18 protein-coding genes are annotated in these 22,557 nt (G+C 74.3%); 4 read left to right on the top strand and 14 right to left on the bottom strand.

The annotated features are described in order from the left end of the window. Positions 1 to 52: 52 nt before the first annotated feature. From OG982_RS07790 to OG982_RS07775, 4 genes are all read right to left on the bottom strand, one after another. On the bottom strand, positions 53 to 1,807 hold the full coding sequence (locus tag OG982_RS07790) for an NAD+ synthase (RefSeq protein ID WP_266788541.1): 1,755 nt from the start codon (positions 1,805 to 1,807) through the stop codon (positions 53 to 55). Positions 1,808 to 1,883: 76 nt separating this feature from the next. After that, entirely contained in the window at positions 1,884 to 3,125 is a 1,242-nt protein-coding gene (locus tag OG982_RS07785; RefSeq protein ID WP_266788543.1) for a DUF4352 domain-containing protein, read from the bottom strand. A 146-nt stretch (positions 3,126 to 3,271) separates the two neighbouring features. Next, positions 3,272 to 4,897: a multicopper oxidase family protein gene (locus tag OG982_RS07780; protein ID WP_266788545.1), complete on the bottom strand. Its 1,626-nt coding sequence runs from the start codon at positions 4,895 to 4,897 to the stop codon at positions 3,272 to 3,274. A 148-nt stretch (positions 4,898 to 5,045) separates the two neighbouring features. Then, entirely contained in the window at positions 5,046 to 5,522 is a 477-nt protein-coding gene (locus tag OG982_RS07775) for a hypothetical protein (RefSeq protein ID WP_266788547.1), read from the bottom strand. 156 nt (positions 5,523 to 5,678) lie between these two features. Here OG982_RS07775 and OG982_RS07770 point away from each other — a divergent pair, with 156 nt between their 5' ends. Next, positions 5,679 to 6,332 carry a DUF998 domain-containing protein gene (locus tag OG982_RS07770; RefSeq protein WP_266792125.1) on the top strand — a complete coding sequence of 218 codons (654 nt, stop codon included), beginning with the start codon at positions 5,679 to 5,681 and terminating at the stop codon, positions 6,330 to 6,332. After that, positions 6,329 to 7,282, top strand: a complete 954-nt coding sequence (locus OG982_RS07765; RefSeq protein ID WP_266788548.1) for an alpha/beta fold hydrolase — start codon at positions 6,329 to 6,331, stop codon at positions 7,280 to 7,282. The genes OG982_RS07770 and OG982_RS07765 overlap by 4 nt, the downstream gene beginning before the upstream one ends. Here OG982_RS07765 and OG982_RS07760 read toward each other — a convergent pair. The 4 genes from OG982_RS07760 to OG982_RS07745 all read right to left on the bottom strand — a co-directional run bounded on the left by OG982_RS07760 (position 7,267) and on the right by OG982_RS07745 (position 9,690). Beyond that, positions 7,267 to 7,686: a CBS domain-containing protein gene (locus OG982_RS07760; RefSeq protein WP_266788550.1), complete on the bottom strand. Its 420-nt coding sequence runs from the start codon at positions 7,684 to 7,686 to the stop codon at positions 7,267 to 7,269. The genes OG982_RS07765 and OG982_RS07760 overlap by 16 nt on opposite strands. A gap of 128 nt (positions 7,687 to 7,814) precedes the next feature. After that, on the bottom strand, positions 7,815 to 8,480 hold the full coding sequence (locus OG982_RS07755; protein ID WP_266792127.1) for a DUF305 domain-containing protein: 666 nt from the start codon (positions 8,478 to 8,480) through the stop codon (positions 7,815 to 7,817). A gap of 98 nt (positions 8,481 to 8,578) precedes the next feature. Further along, positions 8,579 to 9,229, bottom strand: coding sequence for a DUF3105 domain-containing protein (locus OG982_RS07750; RefSeq protein ID WP_266788551.1), 651 nt, complete (start codon positions 9,227 to 9,229; stop codon positions 8,579 to 8,581). Positions 9,230 to 9,300: 71 nt separating this feature from the next. Further along, a complete protein-coding gene (locus OG982_RS07745; RefSeq protein WP_266788553.1) occupies positions 9,301 to 9,690 on the bottom strand; it encodes a hypothetical protein in 390 nt (129 codons plus the stop codon). Positions 9,691 to 9,862: 172 nt separating this feature from the next. On the opposite strand from OG982_RS07745, the gene OG982_RS07740 reads away from it, so the two are divergent. Further along, on the top strand, positions 9,863 to 11,224 hold the full coding sequence (locus OG982_RS07740) for a glutamine synthetase family protein (RefSeq protein ID WP_266788554.1): 1,362 nt from the start codon (positions 9,863 to 9,865) through the stop codon (positions 11,222 to 11,224). A gap of 70 nt (positions 11,225 to 11,294) precedes the next feature. Here the strand turns inward: OG982_RS07740 and OG982_RS07735 are convergent, their stop codons facing one another. From OG982_RS07735 to OG982_RS07720, 4 genes are all read right to left on the bottom strand, one after another. After that, positions 11,295 to 12,422: a tetratricopeptide repeat protein gene (locus tag OG982_RS07735; RefSeq protein ID WP_266788556.1), complete on the bottom strand. Its 1,128-nt coding sequence runs from the start codon at positions 12,420 to 12,422 to the stop codon at positions 11,295 to 11,297. Between the two features lie 37 nt (positions 12,423 to 12,459). After that, on the bottom strand, positions 12,460 to 13,122 hold the full coding sequence (locus OG982_RS07730; RefSeq protein WP_266788558.1) for a response regulator: 663 nt from the start codon (positions 13,120 to 13,122) through the stop codon (positions 12,460 to 12,462). A 102-nt stretch (positions 13,123 to 13,224) separates the two neighbouring features. After that, positions 13,225 to 15,294, bottom strand: a complete 2,070-nt coding sequence (locus OG982_RS07725) for a PIG-L family deacetylase (protein WP_266788560.1) — start codon at positions 15,292 to 15,294, stop codon at positions 13,225 to 13,227. A gap of 259 nt (positions 15,295 to 15,553) precedes the next feature. Further along, positions 15,554 to 17,782: a PIG-L family deacetylase gene (locus OG982_RS07720; RefSeq protein WP_266788562.1), complete on the bottom strand. Its 2,229-nt coding sequence runs from the start codon at positions 17,780 to 17,782 to the stop codon at positions 15,554 to 15,556. Between the two features lie 244 nt (positions 17,783 to 18,026). On the opposite strand from OG982_RS07720, the gene OG982_RS07715 reads away from it, so the two are divergent. After that, positions 18,027 to 21,014: a bifunctional [glutamine synthetase] adenylyltransferase/[glutamine synthetase]-adenylyl-L-tyrosine phosphorylase gene (locus tag OG982_RS07715; RefSeq protein ID WP_266788564.1), complete on the top strand. Its 2,988-nt coding sequence runs from the start codon at positions 18,027 to 18,029 to the stop codon at positions 21,012 to 21,014. 63 nt (positions 21,015 to 21,077) lie between these two features. Here the strand turns inward: OG982_RS07715 and OG982_RS07710 are convergent, their stop codons facing one another. Beyond that, complete coding sequence (locus tag OG982_RS07710; RefSeq protein WP_266788566.1) at positions 21,078 to 21,749, bottom strand: TetR/AcrR family transcriptional regulator; 672 nt, start codon at positions 21,747 to 21,749, stop codon at positions 21,078 to 21,080. 187 nt (positions 21,750 to 21,936) lie between these two features. Further along, on the bottom strand, positions 21,937 to 22,536 hold the full coding sequence (locus tag OG982_RS07705; protein ID WP_266788568.1) for a TetR/AcrR family transcriptional regulator: 600 nt from the start codon (positions 22,534 to 22,536) through the stop codon (positions 21,937 to 21,939). Between the last annotated feature and the right edge of the window lie 21 nt (positions 22,537 to 22,557).

The following is a 22,557-nucleotide window of genomic DNA, read 5'->3' as shown; positions in this document are numbered from 1 at the left end:
CCCGGCCCGCCGTCGGGCGGCCGGGGCCCTCGCGTCCGTGCGGGGTCTGCTCCTACGCCTGCTCGCGCCAGCCGTTCGTGATGGGCAGCCGGCGGTCCTTGCCGAAGCCCTTCGCGGAGATCTTGGTGCCCGGCGGGTACTGGCGGCGCTTGTACTCCGCCGTGTCCACCATCCGCAGGGTCTTCGCGACGAGCTCGCCGTCGAAGCCGGCCGCGACGATCTCCTCCAGGCCCTGGTCCCGGTCCACGTACATCGCCAGGATCGCGTCGAGCACCGGGTAGTCCGGCAGCGAGTCCGTGTCCACCTGGCCCGGCCGCAGCTCGGCGCTCGGCGGCTTCACGATGGAGTTCTCCGGGATCGGCGGGGTCTCGCCGCGCTCGGCCGCCGCCCGGTTGCGGTACTCGGCGAGGCGGAAGACGTCCGTCTTGTAGACGTCCTTGATCGGGCCGTACGCGCCCACCGAGTCCCCGTACAGGGTGGAGTAGCCGACCGCCAGCTCCGACTTGTTGCCCGGGGCCAGCACGAGGTGGCCCTCCTGGTTGGACACCGCCATCAGCGTCGTGCCGCGCAGCCGGGACTGGAGGTTCTCCTCCGCCAGGCCGGTCAGGCCCAGCGAGCCCATGTACGCGTCGAACATCGGCTCGATCGACACGGTCCGGAAGTTCAGCCCGGTCCGCGCGGCCAGGTCGGCCGCGTCGCCCTTCGAGTGGGCCGAGGAGTACTTCGAGGGCATCGAGATGCCGTACACGTTCTGCGCGCCGATCGCGTCGCAGGCGACGGCGGCGACGAGCGCGGAGTCGATACCGCCGGAGAGCCCGACCAGGACCGAGCGGAAACCGTTCTTCCGGACGTACGCGCGCAGGCCCACGACCAGGGCGTCGTAGATCTCCTCGTCGTCCTCCAGGCGGTCGGCGTAACCGCCGGGCACGACCGGCTCGTACGGCTCGACCGGCTCCTCGGACAGGATCACGCGGTCGATGCGCAGGCCGTCGTCGACCACGCCCTCGGGGGCGTCGGCGCGGGCGGCCGGCAGGTCCAGGTCGACCAGCACGCAGCCCTCGGAGAACTGCGGGGCGCGGGCGATGACCTCGCCGGCGCCGTCCACGACGATCGAGTCCCCGTCGAAGACGAGCTCGTCCTGGCCGCCGATCATCGCCAGGTAGGCGAGGGTGCAGCCGGCCTCCTCGGCCCGCTTGCGCACGAGTTCGAGGCGCAGGTCGTCCTTGTTGCGCTCGTACGGGGAGGCGTTGACGGAGATCAGCAGCCCGGCCCCGGCGGAGCGGGTGGCCGGGACCCGGCCGCCCTCCTGCCAGAGGTCCTCGCAGATGGCCAGGGCCACGTCCACCCCGCGCACCCGGATCACCGGCTGCGTGTCGCCCGGCACGAAGTACCGGAACTCGTCGAACACGCCGTAGTTGGGGAGGTGGTGCTTGGCGAACCGGAGGGCGACCTTCCCGCCGTACAGCACGGCGGCCGCGTTCTCCGGGGAGCCGGCCGGACGGCCGAGCCGGGGCGCGGCCTTCTCCGTACGGTCGAGGTAGCCGACGATGACCGGCAGCCCGCCGAAGCCCTCGGCCGCCAGCCGCTCCGCGAGTGCGCGCAGCGCGGTGCGGGAGGCCTCGACGAAGGAGCCGCGCAGGGCGAGGTCCTCGACGGGGTACCCGGTCAGCATCATCTCCGGGAACGCCACCAGGTGGGCGCCCTGCTCGGCGGAGTGCCGGGTCCAGTGGACGACCGAGTCGGCGTTGGCGGCGATGTTGCCGACCTGCGAGTCGATCTGATTCAGAGCGAGGCGTAGTTGAGGCACGGGGCCCAGTCTAATCGTCTTTCTGACGCGATGTCCTGGGCCCCGCCCCTCGGATGTGCCGGGAAACGGCCTCCGGTCAGCCGATCCGGCCGCTGAACTGGGCGTTGGGCAGCTTGATTCCGGGGGAGATGTCGGCGGTGATCCGCTCGGTGCCCTCGGGAACCTCGAAGGCCGCGACCCCGCTGGCGGACTGGCCCGGCAGGATGTCGCCCCGGATCATCTTGGGGACGTCGCCGTCGAAGGCGAGCTTGGCGGTCATGCCGTTCTCGTCGCGGACGTTGGGCATCGCGTAGATGACGTTGTGGGGCTCGGTCGAGCCGTTGGTGATGGTGAGGGTCAGCACCACCGCGTTGCCGAGGTCGGAGTACTTGTTCTTCGTCACGTACTTCTTCGGCTTCGAGAGGCTCACCTTGACGCCGTTCGGGTACGTGTACGTCTCGCCGAACGCGAGCGGGGTGGTGATGCCGGGGATGTCGGTGGGCGACGGCGAGGGCTTCGGCGGCGGCGGCATGACGGGGCCGAGGCCGTCCGGTCCCTCCCAGTCCTCCCAGTCCTCGTCGGCCTCGATCTCGTGCTCGATGCGGTCGGTGAACTTGTCCGAGACGACGCCGGTCAGGACGTAGCCGCCGACGGAGGCGCCGAGGCCGAGCAGGCCGAGGACGGTGCCGACGATCGCCATCACCCTGCGCGGGGCGCCCTCGGCGGCGCGGACGATGCCGCCGATGCCCAGGCCGAGGGCGACGATGGCCATGATGCCGCCGGCCCAGAAGAAGAACGGGACCAGGCCGATCGCGATGCCGACGATGCCGATGACGAGGGCGGCGATGGCCAGGCCGTTGGTCGGCTCGGCGGGGACGGCCCACGGGTTGCCGGGGGTGGCTCCGTAGCCGCCGGGCGCGCCCCAGGGGTTGGGGGCGGGTGCGCCGGGCGGGGCGGTCGGCGGCGTCGGCCCGGGCGCGGCGAACGCGGAGGCCGCCTGCGGGGCCGGGGCGGGCTCCGGGGTCGGTTCCGGGGCCGCGTCCGCGGCGGGAGCCGCGGGAACCGGCGTGGGCTCCGGGGCGGGGGCGGGGGTCGGCGTGGGCTCCGGGGCCGGGGCGGGAACCGGCGTGGGCTCCGGGGCGGGGGCCGGGGCCGCCTCCTGGGCCGGCGCCGGGGCGGCTTCCGGTTCCGGTTCCGGGGCCGGCTCGGCGGACGGGGTCTTCCGCAGCGACAGCGGAAGCGGCGTTTCGGCCGCCGCCTCGGGTATGGGGGTGTCCGTGTCCGCGGGCTCCGCCGGCGGGTCGGTCGGGTTGCTGGGCGGGGTGGCGGGGGTACTCATGCCGGCGGCGAATCCTTATGTCGTGGCACGGCCGACCTGCGGTGACCGGCGCGCGGAGATCACCAGATTGCCATGCCCGCCGGACATCGTGCCCGCCCTTTCGCCCGGGTCCGGCGCGGGGTGCGCGCCGGACCCGTAACCCACCGCTAGAGCTGGTAGCCGAGGACCGTCATCATCCCCGACTCCGAGTGGTAGACGTTGTGGCAATGCGCCATCCACAGCCCGGGGTTGTCCGCGTTGAACTCCACCGTCAGCCGCTGCCCCGGCAGGATGATCGTGGTGTCCTTGCGGGCGCCGCCCTGCCCGCCGGTGCCCAGCGCGAAGGTGTGCCCGTGCAGGTGCAACGGGTGCCACATCGGCGTCGCGTTGGCGAACTCGATCCGGACCCGCTCGCCCGCCTTCACCGGCCGCCGCTGGTCCGGGGTGTAGGGCGCGTTGTCGAACGCCCAGTTGTACCGCTCCATGCTCCCGGTCAGCCGCATCTGGAGCGTGCGGTCCGGCTCGCGGCCGTCGAGCGCCACCGACTCGGCGGCCTTGAGCTCGTCCGCCGGCAGCGGCCGCGACTCCAGCTCGGCGGGCCGGGTCGCGGCGGTCGGCGCCGTCCCCGTCCCGGTGCGCAGCACGGCGAGGGCCGCCTGCCCCTTGCCCTCGGCCAGCGCGGTGAGCGGGAACACCCCGTCCCCGGCGGTGACCAGCACGTCGTACCGCTCGCCCATGCCCAGCAGCAGGCAGTCGGTCGTGGCGGGCTCGACGGGGAAGCCGTCCGTGTGCGTGACCGTCAGCTCGTGGCCGCCGAGGGCGATGCGGAAGGCGGTGTCCCCGCCCGCGTTGATGATGCGCAGCCGGATCCGGTCGCCGGGGCGGGCCGTGAACACCGACGGGTCGTCCGCCACGCGGCCGTTGATCAGGTAGTACGGGTACGCCACATCGCCGGCCTCCTTGCCGAGGATGTCGCTCTCGCTGCCCACCAGCAGCCGGTCGGGGCCGCCGGCGCTCGCGCTCGCGCGCGCACTGGGCGTCGCCTGGCCGGCGGGGGCGCCGTGCGCGGCGTGGTTCGCTGCCATGCCCTTGCGGAGCGAGGCGAGCACGGCGTCCGGGGTGGAGCCGTCCACCCCGTCGAGCCAGTCGTCCAGGACGACCACCCACTCCTTGTCGTAGGAGAGGGGCTCCTTGGGGTCCTCGATGATCAGCGGGGCGTACAGGCCGCGGTCCTGCTGGACCCCGGTGTGCGGGTGGAACCAGTACGTCCCCGGGGTCGGGACGGCGAACTTGTACGAGAAGGAGCCGCCCGGGACGATGTCCCGCTGGGTGAGCCCGGGGACGCCGTCCATGTCGTTGCGCAGGGCCAGCCCGTGCCAGTGCAGGGACGTGGCCTCGGGGAGGTTGTTGGCCAGGGTCAGGGCGAGGGTGCCGCCCGCGGTGGCCCGTACCTCCTTGCCGGGCAGCGTGTCCCCGTACGCCCAGGAGCGGACGGAGACCCCGCCGCCCAGGTCGAGGGGGGTGGCGGTGGCGGTGAGCTTGACCTCGCTGAGCGGGCCGGTGGCCTTGCGGGCGGCCTCGGCGGCCTTGACCTCCGGCCCGGCCGGGTCGACGTAGCCGGGCGGGGTGTCGGCGGCCGAACCGCCGTGCCGCATGGAGCCGTGGCCCGCGGAGCCGTGGCCGGCGGCGGGGCCGCTGTTGCCGCTGCCGCCGGAGCAGGCGGCGAGCAGCCCGGAGCCGGCGAGGGCGGCGGAGGCGCCGAGTACGGCGCGACGGGTGGGAAGGGAGCGCATGGGTGCACCTCTGGGTGGGGCGGTACGGGTGGAGGGACGCCGTCTGCCGTCGCCGAGCGGGCCCGGGGGCACGCGGGAGTGAGCGCATGCCGGAGTGAGCGCATGCGGAACAGCGCGTGCGGGCACGCGGGGCGACGGCGGAGTCCGCCTATACGCGCAGGACCGCCAGCCGGGTGAGGAGTTCCCGGGGCCCGGGCGGATCGGGGCCGCCGGGGACGGCGCCGGGGACGCGGCCGCCGGTGGCCCGGTCGCCGTCGTACCGGACGAGCGCCCGGCCGAGGGCGAGCAGCACCAGCCCGGCGAGCACGGCCAGGCACACGGACATGGGGTCCATGGCGGGGCCGACGGGCGCGTGGACCGCCGGGGCGACGGCCGTGACGGGCGCGCCGGCCGTGACGTGCGCGGCGTGCGCGGGCTGCGCCGCGTGGGGGAGCGCGTGCACCGGAGCCGGCCGCTGCGCCGCAATCGTGTGTTCGCGGGCAACGCTGTGGGCCGCCGGCACGTCTTCCATGGCGTGGGACTCGCTCGGATGGCCCAGCGTGTGCATCGTGACGATCCCCAGCAGCAGCGCGCCGAGCAGCAGCAACCGGCTCCACCGGGCGGCTCGCTGGGCACTGCGCGTCATGGGCGGAACCCTACCCGGGGTGGGTATCCGATCGAAGGACCGACCCCGGAGTTGCTTAGGATTAGTTGCACTATGCCCATAAAAGGCTTGTCTGCCCGGAGTGAACCCTCCGCGGGGCCTACTCCGTCCGCGCGCCACGCGTGGCGTGTCGCCGCCCTGATCGGGCTCGGCGCCGCCGCGTACACCGCGTGGGTGCTCGAAGTCGTCCTCTCCACGGGCCTCAACCCCATCGAGACCTACGTCAGCGAGCTCGCCGCCCAGGACCAGCCGCTCGGCGGCCTCTTCCGGGCCACCGACTTCACCGCCGGCCTGCTCGTCCTCGCCGGCGGCCTGCTGGCCCTCGTCCGGCTCGCCCGCTACGCCGCCTGCCGGCGCCCGTGGGCCGTCGCCGGCTGGGCCGGGATCACCCTGTTCGGCGCGGCCACCGCCGCCGACGCCTGGCTGCCGCTCAGCTGCACCCCCACCCAGGACCCCGAATGCGCCGCGCTGGAGACCGCCGGACTGGTCCCGGCCACCCATCAGGCCCACGCCGTCAGCAGCAGCCTCGCCATGACCGGCGCCCTCACCGGGATCGTGGCCCTCACCGTCGCCGCCCGCCGCTACGGCTGGTTCGCCCCGCTCGCCCGCTACGGGCCCGCGCTCGTCGCGCTGGAACTGCTCGCCACCGTCTGGACCCTGACCGCCATCGCCCTGTTCACCGCCGGGCGCGGGACCTGGGCGCTGGGCGCCGGGCAGCGGCTCCAGGTACTGCTCGTCGCGGTCTGGCTGGGGCTGCTGGCGTACTCCGTGCACAAGGAACGCCGCACATGAGCGGGCGCGGCGGAAGCCGTCCCGGCGGAACCCGTCCCGGCGAGGTCCGTCCCGGCGAGGCCCGTCCCGACGGAACCCGTCCCGGCCGGTTCGTCCGCGTCGGCGGGGTCCCGGTGCACGTGGTGGTGGAGGGCGCCGGGCCGCCCGTCGTGCTCAGCGCCGGGCTTGCCATGGCCTGGTTCGACTGGGACCCCGTCGCCGCGCTGCTCGCGGCCCGGGGCCGCACCGTCGTCCGCTTCGACCGCCCCGGGCACGGCCTGAGCGGCCCCGCGCCGGGCCCGCCGAGCGCCGCCGGGGAGGCCCGCGCGATCGCCGGGCTGCTGGACGCGCTGGGCCTGCCCGGCCCCGTCACCGTCGTCGGGCACTCCATCGCCGGGTTCCACGCCGAGGCCTTCGCCCGCCTGTACCCGGCGCGCACCGCGGCCCTGGTGCTGGTCGACTCCAGCGTGGAGGAGGCACCCCGTACGGTCCTGCCCGCCGCGCTGCGCACCGGCGCCGCCCGCGCCCTCGGCCGCGCCGTGAGCGCCGCGGGCCTCCCCGCCGCGCTCGGGCCCTCGGCCCGGCGGGCCGCCGTACGGGCCTCCCGGACCGGCGGGGCGGGGGACCCGGCCGCGCCCGACCTCGTACGCCGCTGCTACCGCACCGGCCGCGTCTGGCGGGGCGCCCTGCTGGAGAACTCCCGCTACCTCGACATGGCCGCCGAGGTGGTCGCGCTGCGCCGCGGACACCGGCACCGGCTGAGCGCGCCCGCCACCGTCCTGGCCGCCTACGACGGCTCCGCGCGGCCCCGCGCCCTGCGCTGGCTCGCCCGCCAGGCGGACCTGGCCGACCGGATCGGGGCCCGCTTCGAGGTCGCCGAACCGGCGGGACACCTGGTCATGCTGGACCGCCCGGACCAGGTGGCGCGGGCGGTCCTGGCAGCGGCCGGGGCCGGTCAGGCCCGGGCGTAGATCTTCTCCACGAAGGTCGCCATCTGGTCCTCGGAGAGGTGGTGGGCGAGGTCGGCCTCGCTGATCATGCCCACCAGCTTCTTGTTCCGGATCACGGGCAGCCGGCGGATCTGGTGGCTCTGCATCTCCTCCAGCACGTCGGTGACGTCCGCGCCCGCGTCGATCCAGCGCGGGGTGCCCTGGGCCATGTCACCGCACGTGATCTTCGCAGGGTCGTGTCCCTTGGCCACACAGTTCACGACGATGTCGCGGTCGGTGATGATGCCGCACAGCCGCTCCGCGGCGTCGCTGATGGGCAGGGCCCCCACGCCCAGCTGCGCCATCAGCTGCGCGGCCCGGTCGAGGGTCTCGGTAGCGGGGATCCACTGGGCCCCGGGGTGCATGATGTCTGCGGCGGTCGTCATCGTTGAACCTCCTGAGCAGGCCGTTCACCGCCGGACGCGGACGCGCCCGGCGCGGCGGTCCCCACACGGCGGAGCACACGCCCGTACGGGTGAGAGGGCGCCTCCCCCCACCGTACGAGCGTGTCCCGTCAGCCGCGCGGTGCGGCTCCGCGCTGCTTCAGCATGTCCGCCATCAGGGTGAGCTCCGACTGCTGCGCCTCGACCATGCCCTGGGCCAGCGCCCGCTCGGCCGGGGTCACGCACTGGCGCGCGCAGCCCTGGGCCATCGCGACCCCGCCCTTGTGGTGGTCGGTCATCAGCTGGAGGTAGAGCACCTCCGCGTCCCGGCCCTCGGCGGCGCCGAGCCGGGCGAGCTCCTCCTTGGTGGCCATGCCGGGCATCAGCGCGCCGGGCTTGGCCGCGCCCATGTCGTGCCCGCCCATCCCGTGCTCGCCCATGTCGTGCCCCTGATGACCCTCGCCGGTTCCGCCGCCCGAGGACGCCATCCAGGACATCGGGGGCTCGTCCGCGATCACCTTCGGCAGCCCCCACAGGTCCAGCCAGCCGAGCATCATGCCCCGCTGGTTGGCCTGGGTGTTGGCGATGTCGTACGCCAGGCTCCGTACCGCCTCGTCCTTGGTGCGGTCCCGGACGATGAAGGACATCTCCACCGCCTGCTGGTGGTGCACCGACATGTCCCGGGCGAAGCCGGCGTCCGGGGAGTAGCGCCCCGGCGCGCGCGACGACGTACCGGAGCCGGCGCCCGCACCGCTGTCGCTCGCGGCGGCGACCGTGGCCCCCACCGCGAACAGCAGCGCGAGCGCGACGGCGGAGCCCGCGACCCAGTACGTACGGGTGGACCGGCCGGGACGCTCGGGGCGGTCCGGCTCGTCGGGCCGGTCCTGCTCCCCGGTCACTTGTCGGCCAGCCCGTTCGTGCAGGCGGCGCCCGGCTCCGGGGTCTGCGGGCCCTGCACGTACTTGGTGAAGAACTGCGCCACGCGCGGGTCGGAGGCGTTGTCCACCGTCAGCTGCTTGCCCCAGGCGCTGAGCATGATCGCGCCGGTCTGCTCCTTGACCGGGCTCATCAGCGTGTACGGGGTCTTGCCGACCGTCTCGGCGAGCTTGTCCAGGTCGCCCTTGGCGGCCTTCTCGTTGTACGTCACCCAGACCGCGCCGTGCTCCAGCGAGTGCACGGCGTTCACCTCGGGGATCGGGTTCTTGTAGACGTCGCCGTCGCAGTTCATCCAGCGGGGGTGGTGGTCCCCGCCGACCGGCGGGTTCATCTCGTACTTGACCGGGGTCTCGACGTGGTTGCGGCCCAGGTTCTTGGCCTCCCACGTCTGCTCGCCGTTGACCGGCGCCTTGCGGGCCGCCTCGGCGTCCTTCTCCTGCTGCTTCTGGTCGATCAGCACCCACGCGCCGAAGCCGACCAGACCGGCGACGACGGCCGACGAGACCGTGATCGCGAGGATCTTGTTACGCCGGTCGCGTGCCTTTTCGGCGCGGCGCATCTCGGCTATGCGCGCCTGACGGGAGGTGTCCTGGGGAGTCCTGCTGGCCATGTGCCCGTGTTCCTTCTGCTGAGGGGGGTGGAGGGATGGATCCGGTGGAGCGCGGTACGGCGCCGGACCCGTCAGGTCCGCAGGACTTGCAGGGCGTGCAGGTCGGGGGCGCGGGCGAGCGTCCCGGGCGGGCGGGCCGTCCCGGTGCGCGCCGGGCGGGCGGGCCGCGCCGGACCGGCGTCCGCCACGGTCACGGCGGGCGTCGGGGCGGGCAGCACCGCCGGGGTCACGTGCGTACGCGACGAGCAGCCCGGCAGGTCGTACGGGGAGTCGCAGACGGCGTGCGGCGCGTGGGCCGCGGGGGCGGCCCGGACCGGGGCGTGGGTCTCACCGGGCCGCGCGCACAGGAACAGCGCGCCGAGGAGCACCCCGAAGGCCAGCAGCAGCGCGGCGCGCCGGGGGCACGCCCGAGCGGCGGGGCGCCCTCGGCCCCCGCTCTTCGTACGCTCCCAGCCCCCCATGGGCGCAGATGGTAATGCTCATGACCGACCCGAGGTCAGTGCGGGGTGCCACGAGCTTTCCCGGGTGCGTAATGTGGCGGAAACCACGGCTGGCGATACTGGGGGCGTCCCATGGTGCCCCCGAGCCCCGGGGCGGTGGTGCACAGGCCGTCTGAACTGCGAGGATGAAGGCATGGACAAGCAGCAGGAATTCGTCCTCCGGACGCTCGAGGAGCGCGACATCCGCTTCGTGCGCCTGTGGTTCACCGACGTACTGGGCTTCCTGAAGTCCGTCGCGGTCGCCCCGGCGGAGCTGGAGCAGGCCTTCGACGAGGGCATCGGCTTCGACGGCTCGGCCATCGAGGGCTTCGCGCGGGTCTACGAGTCCGACATGATCGCCAAGCCGGACCCGAGCACCTTCCAGATACTGCCGTGGCGCGCCGAGGCCCCCGGGACCGCCCGGATGTTCTGCGACATCCTGATGCCGGACGGCTCCCCCTCCTTCGCGGACCCGCGGTACGTGCTCAAGCGCATCCTGAACAAGACCTCCGACCTGGGCTTCACCTTCTACACCCACCCCGAGATCGAGTTCTTCCTGCTGAAGGACAAGCCGCTGGACGGGACCCGCCCGGTGCCGGCGGACAACTCCGGCTACTTCGACCACACCCCGCAGAACGTCGGCATGGATTTCCGCCGCCAGGCGATCACCATGCTCGAATCGATGGGCATCTCGGTCGAGTTCAGCCACCACGAGGGCGCCCCCGGCCAGCAGGAGATCGACCTCCGCTACGCCGACGCCCTCTCGACGGCGGACAACATCATGACCTTCCGCCTCGTCATGAAGCAGGTGGCCCTGGAGCAGGGCGTCCAGGCCACCTTCATGCCGAAGCCGTTCTCCGAGTACCCCGGCTCGGGCATGCACACGCACCTCTCCCTCTTCGAGGGCGACCGCAACGCCTTCTACGAGTCGGGCGCCGAGTACCAGCTCTCCAAGGTCGGCCGCTCCTTCATCGCGGGCCTTCTGCGCCATGCGGCGGAGACGGCCGCGGTCACGAACCAGTGGGTCAACTCCTACAAGCGCATCTGGGGCGGCTCCTCCCGCACGGCCGGCTCCGGCGGCGAGGCCCCCTCGTACATCTGCTGGGGCCACAACAACCGCTCGGCCCTGATCCGCGTCCCGATGTACAAGCCGGGCAAGACGGGCTCCTCGCGCGTCGAGGTCCGCTCGATCGACTCGGGCGCCAACCCCTACCTCACCTACGCCGTCCTCCTCGCGGCGGGCCTCAAGGGCATCGAGGAGGGCTACGAACTCCCGGCCGGCGCCGACGACGACGTCTGGGCCCTCTCCGACGCCGAACGCCGCGCGATGGGCATCGAACCCCTCCCGCAGAACCTCGGCGAGGCCATCTCCCTGATGGAACGCAGCGAACTCGTCGCCGAAACCCTCGGCGAGCACGTCTTCGACTTCTTCCTGCGCAACAAGAAGCAGGAGTGGGAGGAGTACCGCTCGGAGGTCACGGCCTTCGAACTCCGCAAGAACCTTCCGGTCCTCTGACCGCGGGCTGACACGCGGCCTGCCGGCCGCCCGGTCGTCCGGTGCCGGCAGGTCGAGTGAGCCGTCGCCGTCAGGAGTCGGAGCCGGGCTGGTCGCCGGTGCTTCGCGTGATGCGGCGGAACAGCGGGTCCGTGCGGAGGTCGCGGAAGAGTTCGTCCGAGCGGGCCGTCGGGGCGTACGTGGCGGGGTCCGCCGCGATGGCGGTGGCCAGGTAGGTCATGGCCTGCGCCGTGCGGCCGCGGCGTTGTTCGTTGCGGGCCAGGTTGTAGAGGGCCGGGGTGTACGCCGGGTCCAGGACGGCCGCCTTGCGGAAGAGGGCCTCCGCGCCGTCGTAGTCGCTCAGGTGGGTGCTGCGGAGGGCGCCCGCGGAGTTCAGGGGGGCCGGGTCGTCGGGCTCCGCTTCGGCGGCCTTCAGGTAGGTGGTCTCCGCGTCCTCGTACCGGCCGGCGCGTTCGAGGTGCTCGGCGAGGAGGCGGTACGTGTCGGCGTCGAGTTGGCCGCCGGCGCCTTCGAGCCGGCGCACTCGTGAGTCCAGCTCGACGACCTTGCGACGTTCGGGTGCGCCCATGACGCCGAAGCCGCGCGTTCCTTCGGGTTCGGGCGCGAGGGACCAGATGGCGTCTTGCAGGGCGATCTTCTCGTCGCGGATCTCCGCGTCCGCCGAGCTCAGGGCGCGCGCCATCCGCAGCCGGGTGACCAGGTACCCGATGAGGAAGCCCGCGACGAGGTTGTAGACGACGATGCCCATCGCGAAGGCGCCGCTGCTCGGGACGGACCCGAGGGACGGGGTGAGCCAGTGGGCGAGCGATCGTGCCGCTTCGGGGATCCTGACCAGTTGGATGAGGCCGACGCCGACGAGGATCTTGGTCAGCCAGTCCGATATCTGCTCCAGGTTGGTGTTGGAGCGGTAGACCGGCCACGGGTCGCCGGTACGCGCGTCCCCCGTCGCGGGGGGTGCGCCGGAGTCCTCGACCGTGCGCGGAAGGCCGAACAGGAAGCCCAGCAGGAGGCCGACGGCGAGCGTGGCCGTGCCGATGACCGCGGTGGAGCCCAGCACGCCCCAGGCCTTGGACCAGGGGAACTGGCCGAGGTAGGCGGCGACTCCGATCGCGTAGGTCCCGAACGCCGCCGCGGACCAGATCAGGATCTCGCGGCCCGCGCCGAAGGGGCGCCGCGCCTTCCCCGTGGGTGAGGGCATGACACCCACGCTACGAGCCTTCGCCGGGCCCGCAAGTTCACGCCGGTGTCCCGGCGCCCTGCTCGCGGGGGAAGCCGCCGACCTCGTGGAGCAGCTCGAACAGCTCCGTCGGCGCGGTGGCGACGCCGTTGGCGCCGGCCGCCAGGATGTCGCCCTCGCGGGCGGATCCCGGGCGGGAGGTGTACACGAACACGGGGACCCGCTCCCCCCGGGCGCGCAGTTCGCGGGTCAGGTCCAGGCCCGCCGTGGGGTGGAGGGTGCCGTCCTCGGTGCGGGCCAGGTCCGAGATCAGGGCGTCGAACGGGGGCGTGGCCGAGGAGAGGGCCGTGACCGCCTCCCGGGTCGAGGAGACCTGTACGACGCTCACGCCCAGGGCCCGGAGCTGGGCCGCCTCGTAGGCGTTGTTGCGCGGGGCGTCGTCCACCCACAGGACGCTGCGCAGGGTGCGCCCCGGCAGGGATTCCAGTGCGAGCGGGGACGGCGTGACCGACGCCAGCTTGCCCTGCATGTCGGCCGTCGTCCGCAGCAGCTGGTCCGAGATCTCCTGGACCGTCAGCTCCGCGGCGCCGACCTTCACCGTGAAGCCCCGGGAGCGCAGGACCTCTTTGACGACCGGGAAGAGCCGCCACAGCGCCAGCCCCGCGATGAGCGGCCACGCCAGGGCGGTCAGCGCGTCGATCAGGTCCGCGGCGTCCTTCATCGCGCCCCCTGCCAGGCCCGGAGGTGTCGGTGTCAGGGGGATCGTCCCATCCGCGGCGGCCCGGGGGCGCCGCGGCGCGCGCCGGGAAGGGAAGGGGCGTGGTCAGGGCAGCCGCGGGACCGCCATGTGCCAGGCCGGCCGGTCGGTGCCCGCCGGCGGGGTCGTGGTGACGTGGAGCTCGGCGTCCAGGCCGAGGACCGCCGTCGTGGTGACGCCCGCCGGGTCGAGGATCGCCGCCGGCGCCCCGGCGTACAGCATCCCGGACTGGGTCCACGCGGGCGCGCCGGCGAGGGACGCCGTGCTGACCGTGCCGCTGTCGGCGCGGCCCACGACGAGCCGGCCCGCGACGCCGACCGCGCCGTAGCCGGCCCGGCCGCCCACCTCGTTGACCCGGGACACCGTCGGCTTGCCGGAACCCGCCGTGACCAGGGCGGTGCGCACCACGCCCGAGTCGGGGCGGCGGAACCAGAGCCGGACGCCCGCGCCGTCCCGGGCGGCCGAGAGCGGGACCGTCGTCGCCGGGAGGTGCGTCGGGAACGGCCCCTGGACGGGCGCGCCCGGACGGGGCTGGATCCAGGCCAGCACCGAACGGGTGTTGGTGGCGTACACGTGGCGCCGCCCGGCCGCGTCGACCACCGTCACCGGGTCGCTCTGCAGGTCCCAGCCGCCGAGCCGCTGCCAGTCGGTGAACCGGCCCGACGGCTCCTGGACCCGGGCGCGCAGGGTGCGGCGCGCGTCGCGGACGTAGACCGTCAGGCGGCCTTCCTGGTCGACGGCGGCCGAGGGCCCGCTGATCGCAGAGGTGCTGTGCTCGTCCTCCCGCTCGGGGCTGCCGAGCGACTGCCACGGCCCGAACGCGCCGCCGGGCGCGGACTGCACCGCGTACACGACCTCGCGCCGGTAGTCCTGCGGCCGGTCGCCGAGGACGGTGCGGGTGGCGAGCACCGCGAGGCGGCCGTCGGGGTAGCGGGCGGTGGTGGCGCCCGGGTCGATGCCGGTGCCGGGCAGGAGGGCCGGGCCCGTCCAGCGGTCCCGCTCGCGCTCCCACACGGCCATCCGGCCGTCGAGGGCGGCGAACGCCCACAGCCGGCCGTCGAGGCCCTCCGCCAGCCAGGAGGTGCCGTCGGCGCGCGCGTAGCGCAGCGACTGGGCCCAGTTGCGCCCGGTGGGGCTGCCGGCCACCTTGCGGTCGCCGCAGCCGGAGGGGCTGCCGCAGTAGTCCTGGTGGTCCTGCCAGGCGTACGTCTTCAGGACGCCGACCTTCGCCTCGGCCGTCTGCGGGTCGAGCGCGTGCGGCAGGGTGCCGTTGTGGTAGCCGAGGTAGTTCTGTACGGAGAACCGCGGCCGGTCCTTGACCTGCGCGGCGTAGCGCGCGGTGGCGGCCTGTACGAAGCGGGCGCCGTACATGTGGTCCTGGTGGTCGGTGTACTTGCCGGTGTTCTCGTAGCGCCCCGGCGTGGGGTCCTGCATCCGTATCGTCGTCGGCTTGTACCGCTCCAGGACCCCGGCTATCGCGGCCGTCAGCTGGTCCTTGGTGTACGTGAACTGCTGCTTGACCGGGGTTCCGGCGGTCAGCTGGGCGCCGAGCGCGGGTATCCGGCCGTCCCACAGCCCGTGCAGGCTGTCCTTGTTGTCCCCGGCCGGACTGCGGGCCTCGCGCAGCTGGAAGAAGACCAGGTTGATCTCCGGCTTGGCGATGAGGACGTCGAGCTCGGCCCACGCGCCGCCGGCGGTGGGTATGACGGTGCGCCGCCACGGGCTCGTCCGGTCGCCGGTGGCCATCTGGGCGTAGGCGGCGCGGATGCCGTTCTGCCGGGCCTCCGCGTAGTGCGAGCGGTCGGCTGGCTGCGCCGGGTCCTTGGCGGAGGCGCCGCGGGCCTCGTTGCGGCCGTCGGACTCGCCGGAGGTGAGGTAGGTGGTGGTGAGCGTGGTGCCGGCTCCCAGGGAGCGGCTGAGGTCGGGGTTCATGAAGAACAGGTCGTCGTCCGGGTGCGCGACGATCTGGACGATGGACCCGGCCGTGGTGCTGATGGGGCCGACGGTGACCGGGCGGTCCCTCTCCCCGGCTTCGGCCGCCGTCTGCCGGCCGCCCGCGACGGCGAGTACGCCCGTGGCGCCCGCGGTCAGCACGGTGAGCAGAGCCGCGAGGACGTGGCGGCGGGCTACGGGCATCGGTCGTGCCTCCGGGGCTCGTTCCGGGCGGTCGAGACCGCCGTGCAGTCAGAGAGAGGCCAATACGGGGAACTTGGTTCACCGATGGGTCCGATGACTCCGCTGCTTCCGAAAGCGACCGGATGTGATGGTGCCGTGTGCGGTTTGGCTTCAGGTGTACGCCCGGGAAACAGCCGGCGATCACGCGCAGGCAGTCGAACCGCCGTACCGAAATGGGCGGTTGACCGGAATCTAAGGGAATCGGCGGAGTTAGCGGCTTTTACGACCCCGTGTTGGGCGGTCCCACCGGCTGCCACGGCGCCAGATGCGCGTCCGGGGCTTCCTGGGACGAGGTCACGTACAGCCGCGCGTCGAGCCCGACCACCGCCAGGCTCACCGTGTTCGGCCCGGTCATGGTGCTGGAGGGCGAGCCGACGAACATCAGCGGCGAGCGCTCCCACGGGCGGCCCGGGCCCACCTCGGCGCCCAGCCGGCCGCCCGCCGCACGCCCCGCGAGCAGGTGCCCGCTGGCCGTCACCGCGCCGAAGCCGGAGAGCCCGCCGAGGTCGGTGAGGCCGCCGGCCTTCAGCCCGCCGTCGCCCGTCACCAGGGCGGTGCGGACGTTGCCCGAGCCCGGCTTGCGCAGCCACAGCCGCACCCCGCCCTCGCGGCCCTGCGCCGTGAGCGGGAGCGCGGCGTCCGGCAGCCCGGTCGCGGTGACCGGGCCCAGCGGGGCGCCCGGCGCCGGCTGGACCCAGCCCACCACCGTCTTGGCCGTACTGGCGAACACCATGCGCCGCCCGGCGCCGTCCACGGCCGTGACCGGGTTGCCGGCCAGGCCGGCGCCGCCGTGCCGCTGCCACGGGCCCCAGCCGCCGTCGGCCGCCCGGACCCGCCCGCGCAGGGTGTGAGCGCCGTCGCGGACGTACACGGCCGGCTGCCCGGTGCCGTCGACCGAGACGGCCGGGGCGCTGATGTCGGAGGTCCACTCGTCGTCGGAGGTCTCGGGTGTGCCCAGCGACTGCCACGCCCCGAACTCCTCGGAGCCGGGCGCCCGCTGCACGGCGTACACGACCTCGCGCCCGTAGTCCGCGGGCCGCTCGCCGAAGGAGGTGCGGGTGCCGAAGGCGGCGATCCTGCCGTCCGGCAGGGTCACGGTGGAGATGCCCGGGTCCATGCCGGTGCCGGGCAGCAGCCGGGGTCCGCTCCAGGCGCCGATCAGGCCGGCCCGGTGCCAGAGCGCGACCTGGCCGTCGAGCACCTTGAACGCCCACAGGCCGTGCTCCCCGTCGGAGGTCAGCCAGGAGGTGCTGGTGCCGCGGGCGTAGTTGATGGACTGGGCCCAGTTGTTGCCCGCAGGGTGGTCGGCCACCTTGAGGTCGCCGCAGCCGGCCTCGCTGCCGCAGTGGTCGCTCCGGTCGAGCCAGGCGTAGGTGTCCAGGATGTCCAGCTTCTCCCCGGCCTCGGCCGGGTCCAGGGAGCTGGGCAGCGAGCCGTTGAGGTACCCGAGGTAGTTCTGCACCGCGAAGTGCGGGCGGTCCCCGGCGGCCACGTCCTTCGCGTACGCGGCGAGCGCCGCCTGGGCGAACCGGGCCCCGTAGAAGTGGTCCTGGTGGTCGGTGTACCGCTTGGTGGCGGGATCGCGCCCGGGGGACGGGTCCTGCATCCGCACCGTCGTGGGCCGGTACCGCTCCAGGACGCCGAGCAGGGTCCGTACGACCTGCTCCTTGCTGTACGTGTACGGCCGCCGGACCGGGGTGCCGGAGGCGAGCATCGACTCCAGGCGCTCCACCCGGCCGTCCCACAGGCCGTGCAGGCTGTCGGGCCGGTCGGCGTAGACGTTGCCCGCCTCGCGCATCTGGAGCCAGACCAGGTTGACCTCGGGCCGGGCGACGAGGACGTCGAGCTCGGCGAGGCCGCCGCCGTCGGTCGGGATGACGGTGCGCTTCCAGGCGCTGGTGCGGTCGCCGGTGGCCATCTTGGCGTAGGCGGCGCGGATGCCGTTCTGGCGGGCCTCGGCGTAGGCGGGCTTGTCCGGTGCGGTGGAGGACTTCCCGGCGGCGCCGGCGTTGATGCCGTCGGCCTCGCCGGAGGTCAGGTAGACCGAGGTCACGGGGTGGCCGGCGGATATGGAGTACCGCAGGTCCGGGTTCATGAAGTAGAGGTCGTCGTCGGGGTGGGCGACGATCTGGAGGACCCGGCCGGGGTCCGGGGCCTCGGGCGGGGCGGCCGCGGCGGCCGGCGGCCCGGTGTCGGGGAAGGCGGGGGAGTCGAGCCCGGCCAGGGCCTCGTTCCCCCGGAGTATGAGCATGCTGCCGGCGGCGGTGGCGGCGCAGAAGGCGACGATCTTGACCAGCCGGTGCCAGTAGCGGTGCAGGTGGGGGTGCCGATGCGGGTGGTGGCGCCGGTTCAAGTGGGGGTGACGGTGCTCGTGGGGCTGGGGGCGCCGCTGGGGCTGGGGGTCCCCGTCGGCATCGTGGGAGCCCGCGCGGGCGCGTGCGTCGGGCATGGGGCTCCTCCGGGCCGTCAGACGGGGAGCGTGCCCCACAAGATCGAAAGGCCCCCAAATCTTCCGATAGTCCAATAAGTCGGCCCATGATAAGCGCGTTCGGTGATCGAACACCCGCCCGGAGCGGTGAGATCCGCGCCACGCCGGTGTCCCCTGCCTCCGCCAAACACATGGCCTAGGCTCGGCCCAGGGCATGTCAGGGCAGGCCGCGCCACTGGCACCGACGGACGCGGGAGGCGGCGGGATGACAGTCCCGGGACGCAGGAGCAGCACCTTCATCCGGCTGCTCCGCAGCGGCTTCACCGACCCGTCGGCCGCCGCCCGGCTGCTCGACTCCGACGCGCTGGCCGCCGTACGCACCGACCCGGTGCTCCTCGACGCCCTCGGCGGGACCGCCGATCCCGACCTCGCCCTGCGCGGGCTCGTCCGGATCGCCGAGGCGCAGGCCCCCGAACAACTTCCCGTGCTCCTCGACACCCTCGTCAGCGCCAAGCCGCTGCGCGACCGGCTGCTCGGCGTGCTCGGCGCCTCCGAGGCCCTCGCCGACCACCTCGCCCGCCATCCGCGGGACTGGCAGACCCTCGTCACCTACGAGGCCGCCGACCTGCACCCCGGACTCGCCGAGTTCGAACGCGGGCTGGCCGACGCCCACGACCCCGTCTCGCTGCGCGTCGACTACCGCCGCTGCCTGCTCTCCATCGCCGCCCGCGACGTCTGCGGCACCATCGACGTCGCCCAGACCGCCGCCGAACTCGCCGACCTCGCCACCGCCACCCTGCGCGCGGCCCTGCGGATCGCGAGCGCGGCCGCCCCCGAGGACGCCGCCGCCTGCCGGCTCGCCGTCATCGCCATGGGCAAGTGCGGCGGCAACGAGCTGAACTACGTCTCCGACGTCGACGTCATCTTCGTCGGGGACGCGACCAACGGCACCGACGAGGCCAAAGCGGTCCAGGCCGCCACCCGGCTCGCCTCCCACCTCATGCGGATCTGCTCCGAGACCACCGTCGAGGGCACCATCTGGCCCGTCGACGCCAACCTCCGCCCCGAGGGCCGCAACGGCCCCCTGGTCCGCACCCTCGCCTCCCACCTCGCCTACTACCAGCGCTGGGCCAAGACCTGGGAGTTCCAGGCCCTCCTCAAGGCCCGCGCCGTCGCCGGGGACGAGGCGCTCGGCGCCGAGTACATCGCGGCCATAAGCCCGCTCGTCTGGCAGGCCGCCGAACGCGAGAACTTCGTCCCCGACGTCCAGAAGATGCGCCGCCGCGTCGTCGACAACATCCCCGCCGCCCAGGTCGACCGCGAACTCAAACTCGGCCCCGGCGGCCTGCGCGACGTCGAGTTCGCCGTCCAGCTGCTCCAGCTCGTGCACGGCCGCAGCGACGCCACCCTGCACTCCGGCAGCACGCTCGACGCCCTGCACGCCCTCGCCGCCGGCGGCTACGTCGGCCGCGCCGACGCCGCCCAGCTGCACGACGCCTACCGGTTCCTGCGCGCCATGGAACACCGCATCCAGCTCTACCGGCTGCGCCGCACCCACCTCGTCCCCGAGGACGAGGCCGACCTGCGCCGCCTCGGCCGCTCCCTGGGCCTGCGCACCGAACCCGTCGCCGAGCTCAACAAGGCCTGGCGCCGGCACGCCTCCGTGGTCCGGCGCCTGCACGAGAAGCTCTTCTACCGCCCGCTCCTCGACGCGGTCGCCCAGCTCACCCCCGGCGAGACCCGGCTCTCCCCGCGCGCGGCCGGCCAGCGCCTCGAAGCCCTCGGGTACGCCGACCCGGGCGCCGCCCTGCGCCACCTGGAGGCCCTCACCTCCGGCGTCAGCCGCAAGGCCGCCATCCAGCGCACCCTGCTGCCCGTGCTGCTCGGCTGGTTCGCCGACTCCGCCGACCCGGACGCCGGCCTGCTCAACTTCCGCAAGGTCTCCGACGCCCTCGGCAAGACCCCCTGGTACCTGCGGCTGCTGCGCGACGAGGGCGCCGCCGCCGAGAACCTGGCCCGCGTCCTGTCCGCCGGACGGCTCGCCCCGGACCTGCTGTTGCGCGCCCCCGAGGCCGTCGCCCTGCTCGGCGACCCCGAAGGCCTGCTGCCCCGGACCCACGAGGCCCTCGAACAGGAGGTGCTGGCCGCCGTCGGACGCGCCGAGGACCCCGAGACCGCCGTCGCCGTCGCCCGCGGGGTGCGCCGCCGCGAGCTGTTCCGTACCACCGCCGCCGACATCATCGGCTCGTACGGCACGGAGGACAGCCCGGCCGTCGAGGACCCCGGGGCACTCGTCGACCGGGTCGGCAGCGCCGTCTCCGACCTCACCGCCGCCACCGTCGCCGGAGCGCTGCGCGCCGCCGTCCGCAGCCACTGGGGCGAGACCCTGCCCACCCGCTTCGCGGTCATCGGCGTCGGCCGCTTCGGCGGGCACGAACTCGGCTACGGCTCCGACGCCGACGTGCTCTTCGTCCACGAACCCCGCGAGGGCGTCGACGAGCAGGAGGCCGCCAAGGCCGCGCAGGCCGTCATCGCCGAGATGCGCCGGCTGCTCCAGCTCCCCAGCACCGACCCGCCGCTGCTCATCGACGCCGACCTGCGGCCCGAGGGGCGTTCCGGCCCGCTGGTGCGGACCCTCGCCTCGTACGCCGCGTACTACCGGCGCTGGTCCCTGACCTGGGAGAGCCAGGCCCTGCTGCGCGCCGAACCGGTCGCCGGGGACGAGGAGCTGGGCCGCCGCTTCATCGAGCTCATCGACCCGCTGCGCTACCCGGCGGAGGGGCTCGGCGAGGACGCCGTACGGGAGATCCGCCGGCTCAAGGCCCGGATGGAGGCGGAGCGGCTGCCGCGCGGCGCCGACCCGACCCTGCACACCAAGCTCGGCCGGGGCGGGCTCAGCGACGTCGAGTGGACCGTCCAGCTGATGCAGATGCGGCACGCCTGGGCGGAACCCGGCCTGCGCACCACGCGGACCCGCGAGGCGCTGGCCGCCGCGCACCGGGCCGAGCTGATCCCGACCGAGGAGGCGCAGATCCTGGACGAGGCGTGGGTGCTCGCCACCCGCGTCCGCAACGCGGTGATGCTGGTCCGGGGCCGGGCCGGGGACACCTTCCCCTCCGAGGCCCGCGAACTGGCCGCCGTCGGACGGTACCTGGGCTACGCGGAGGGCACGGTCGGCGAGCTGCTGGACGACTACCGGCGCATCACGCGGCGCGCCCGGGCGGTCGTGGACGAGCTGTTCTACGGGGCGTAGGCCCCCCGCTCCCGCCGCCCCGACCCCGCGCCCCCGCCCGGGCGCCCCGATGCCCGGGCGGCCCTAACGCCCGTGCGGACCCATGGCGCGCAGGACCTCGCCGAGTTCGTCGGGGGAAGGGGCCGGGCCGGGCAGCGCGGCGGCCGGTCCGGCGGCGCGCAGCCCGTCGAGCAGCAGTGCCAGGCTCCGGCGCCAGCCGTCCGGGCCGGTGGTCGTCAGGGCGGGGACGGCGCGGCCGAGCACGGCCAGGGCGAGCAGCAGGTCCTCGGTGGTGACGTCGGCCCGGACCGCGCCCTGTTCCCGGGCCCGGGCGAGCAGCAGCTCCATGGTCTCCCGGTTGTGCGCGTGGACGTCGTCCAGCGCGCGCACCCCTTCGAGGCCGGTGGTCATCAGGTCGTTGGTGCCGCGGTCGGCGGCCAGGACCGCGAAGACCGCGCCGAGGTAGCCGGTCAGGCCGGTCCAGGCGTCCTCGGCGGCCCGCGCCTGTTCCCCGGCGCTCATCGTGCCGGCCAGCGCGCCCTCGAACACCGCGTTCACCAGCGCCGCGCGGCCGGGGAAGTGCCGGTAGAGGGTGGCGTTGCCGACGCCGGCCCGGCGGGCGATGTCGTCGAGCGGGGCGTCCAGGCCCTGGGCGGCGAAGGCCTCGCGGGCCGCCGCGACGAGCAGGTCGCGGTTGCGCCGCGCGTCGCGCCGTACCGGGGCGGGCCGCTCACCGGGCGTCTTCTCGACCGTCATGCCTGGATCCCCACTCCCGCGAAGTACCGGGGAATATTCCCCGATACTGATGCTATCGCCATCCCCGCGAGCGGGGAGCACTCCCCGAGGCCGTCGGACCCCGCCCGGGCGCCCCCGCCCGGGCGCCCCCAGCCGGGCGCCCCCAGCCGGGCGCCCCCGGCTGGGCCGCGGCCCCGACCGCCGCCGCTCAGGCCGGCAACAGCCCCCGCGCGTACGCCAGGAACGCCGCGAGGCCCAGGTCGAAGGCTTCGTCCGCGCGGGCCGGGCCGACCGTGGCCAGGGCTCGGGCCAGCTGCGGGGTTCGCTCCGACGGCTCCCACATCGCCTCCGGGGCCGCCAGGTCGAGGGCCGAGCCCAGGACCAGGTTCTCCAGGCCCGTCAGCAGCGGCATCACCGACTCCGTACGGAACCCCGCCGCCAGCAGCATCCCGACCGCCCGCTCGTAGTGCGCCAGCACCTTCGGTGCCCGCACCGGTGTGGTCATCAGCAGCGGGATGGCCCGCGGGTACGCGGCGAACGCCGCGCGGTAGGACCGCGCCCACGCCTCCAGCGCCCGGTCCCACGGCTCCAGCGCCAGCGCCTCGTCGGCGATACCGGCGCTCACCCGCTCCCGTACCAGCTCCACCACGCCCGCCCGGCCGTCCACGTGGTGATATACGGAAGCCGTCTGCACCCCCAGCGCCCGGGCGATCTGCGGAACGCTGAACTCACCCTGCTCCGCGACCAGTTGCAGCGCGGTCGCGGCGATCCGCTCCCGGTCCAGGAGTGGAGTCCGCGGCCGTCCCATCGATTTCTCCCACTGTCAGGT

Source organism: Streptomyces sp. NBC_01551 (genome assembly GCF_026339935.1).
Lineage (GTDB): Bacteria > Actinomycetota > Actinomycetes > Streptomycetales > Streptomycetaceae > Streptomyces.
The sequence above is the reverse complement of the archived record's forward strand: the minus strand, read 5'-3'. Positions and strand labels throughout refer to the sequence as shown.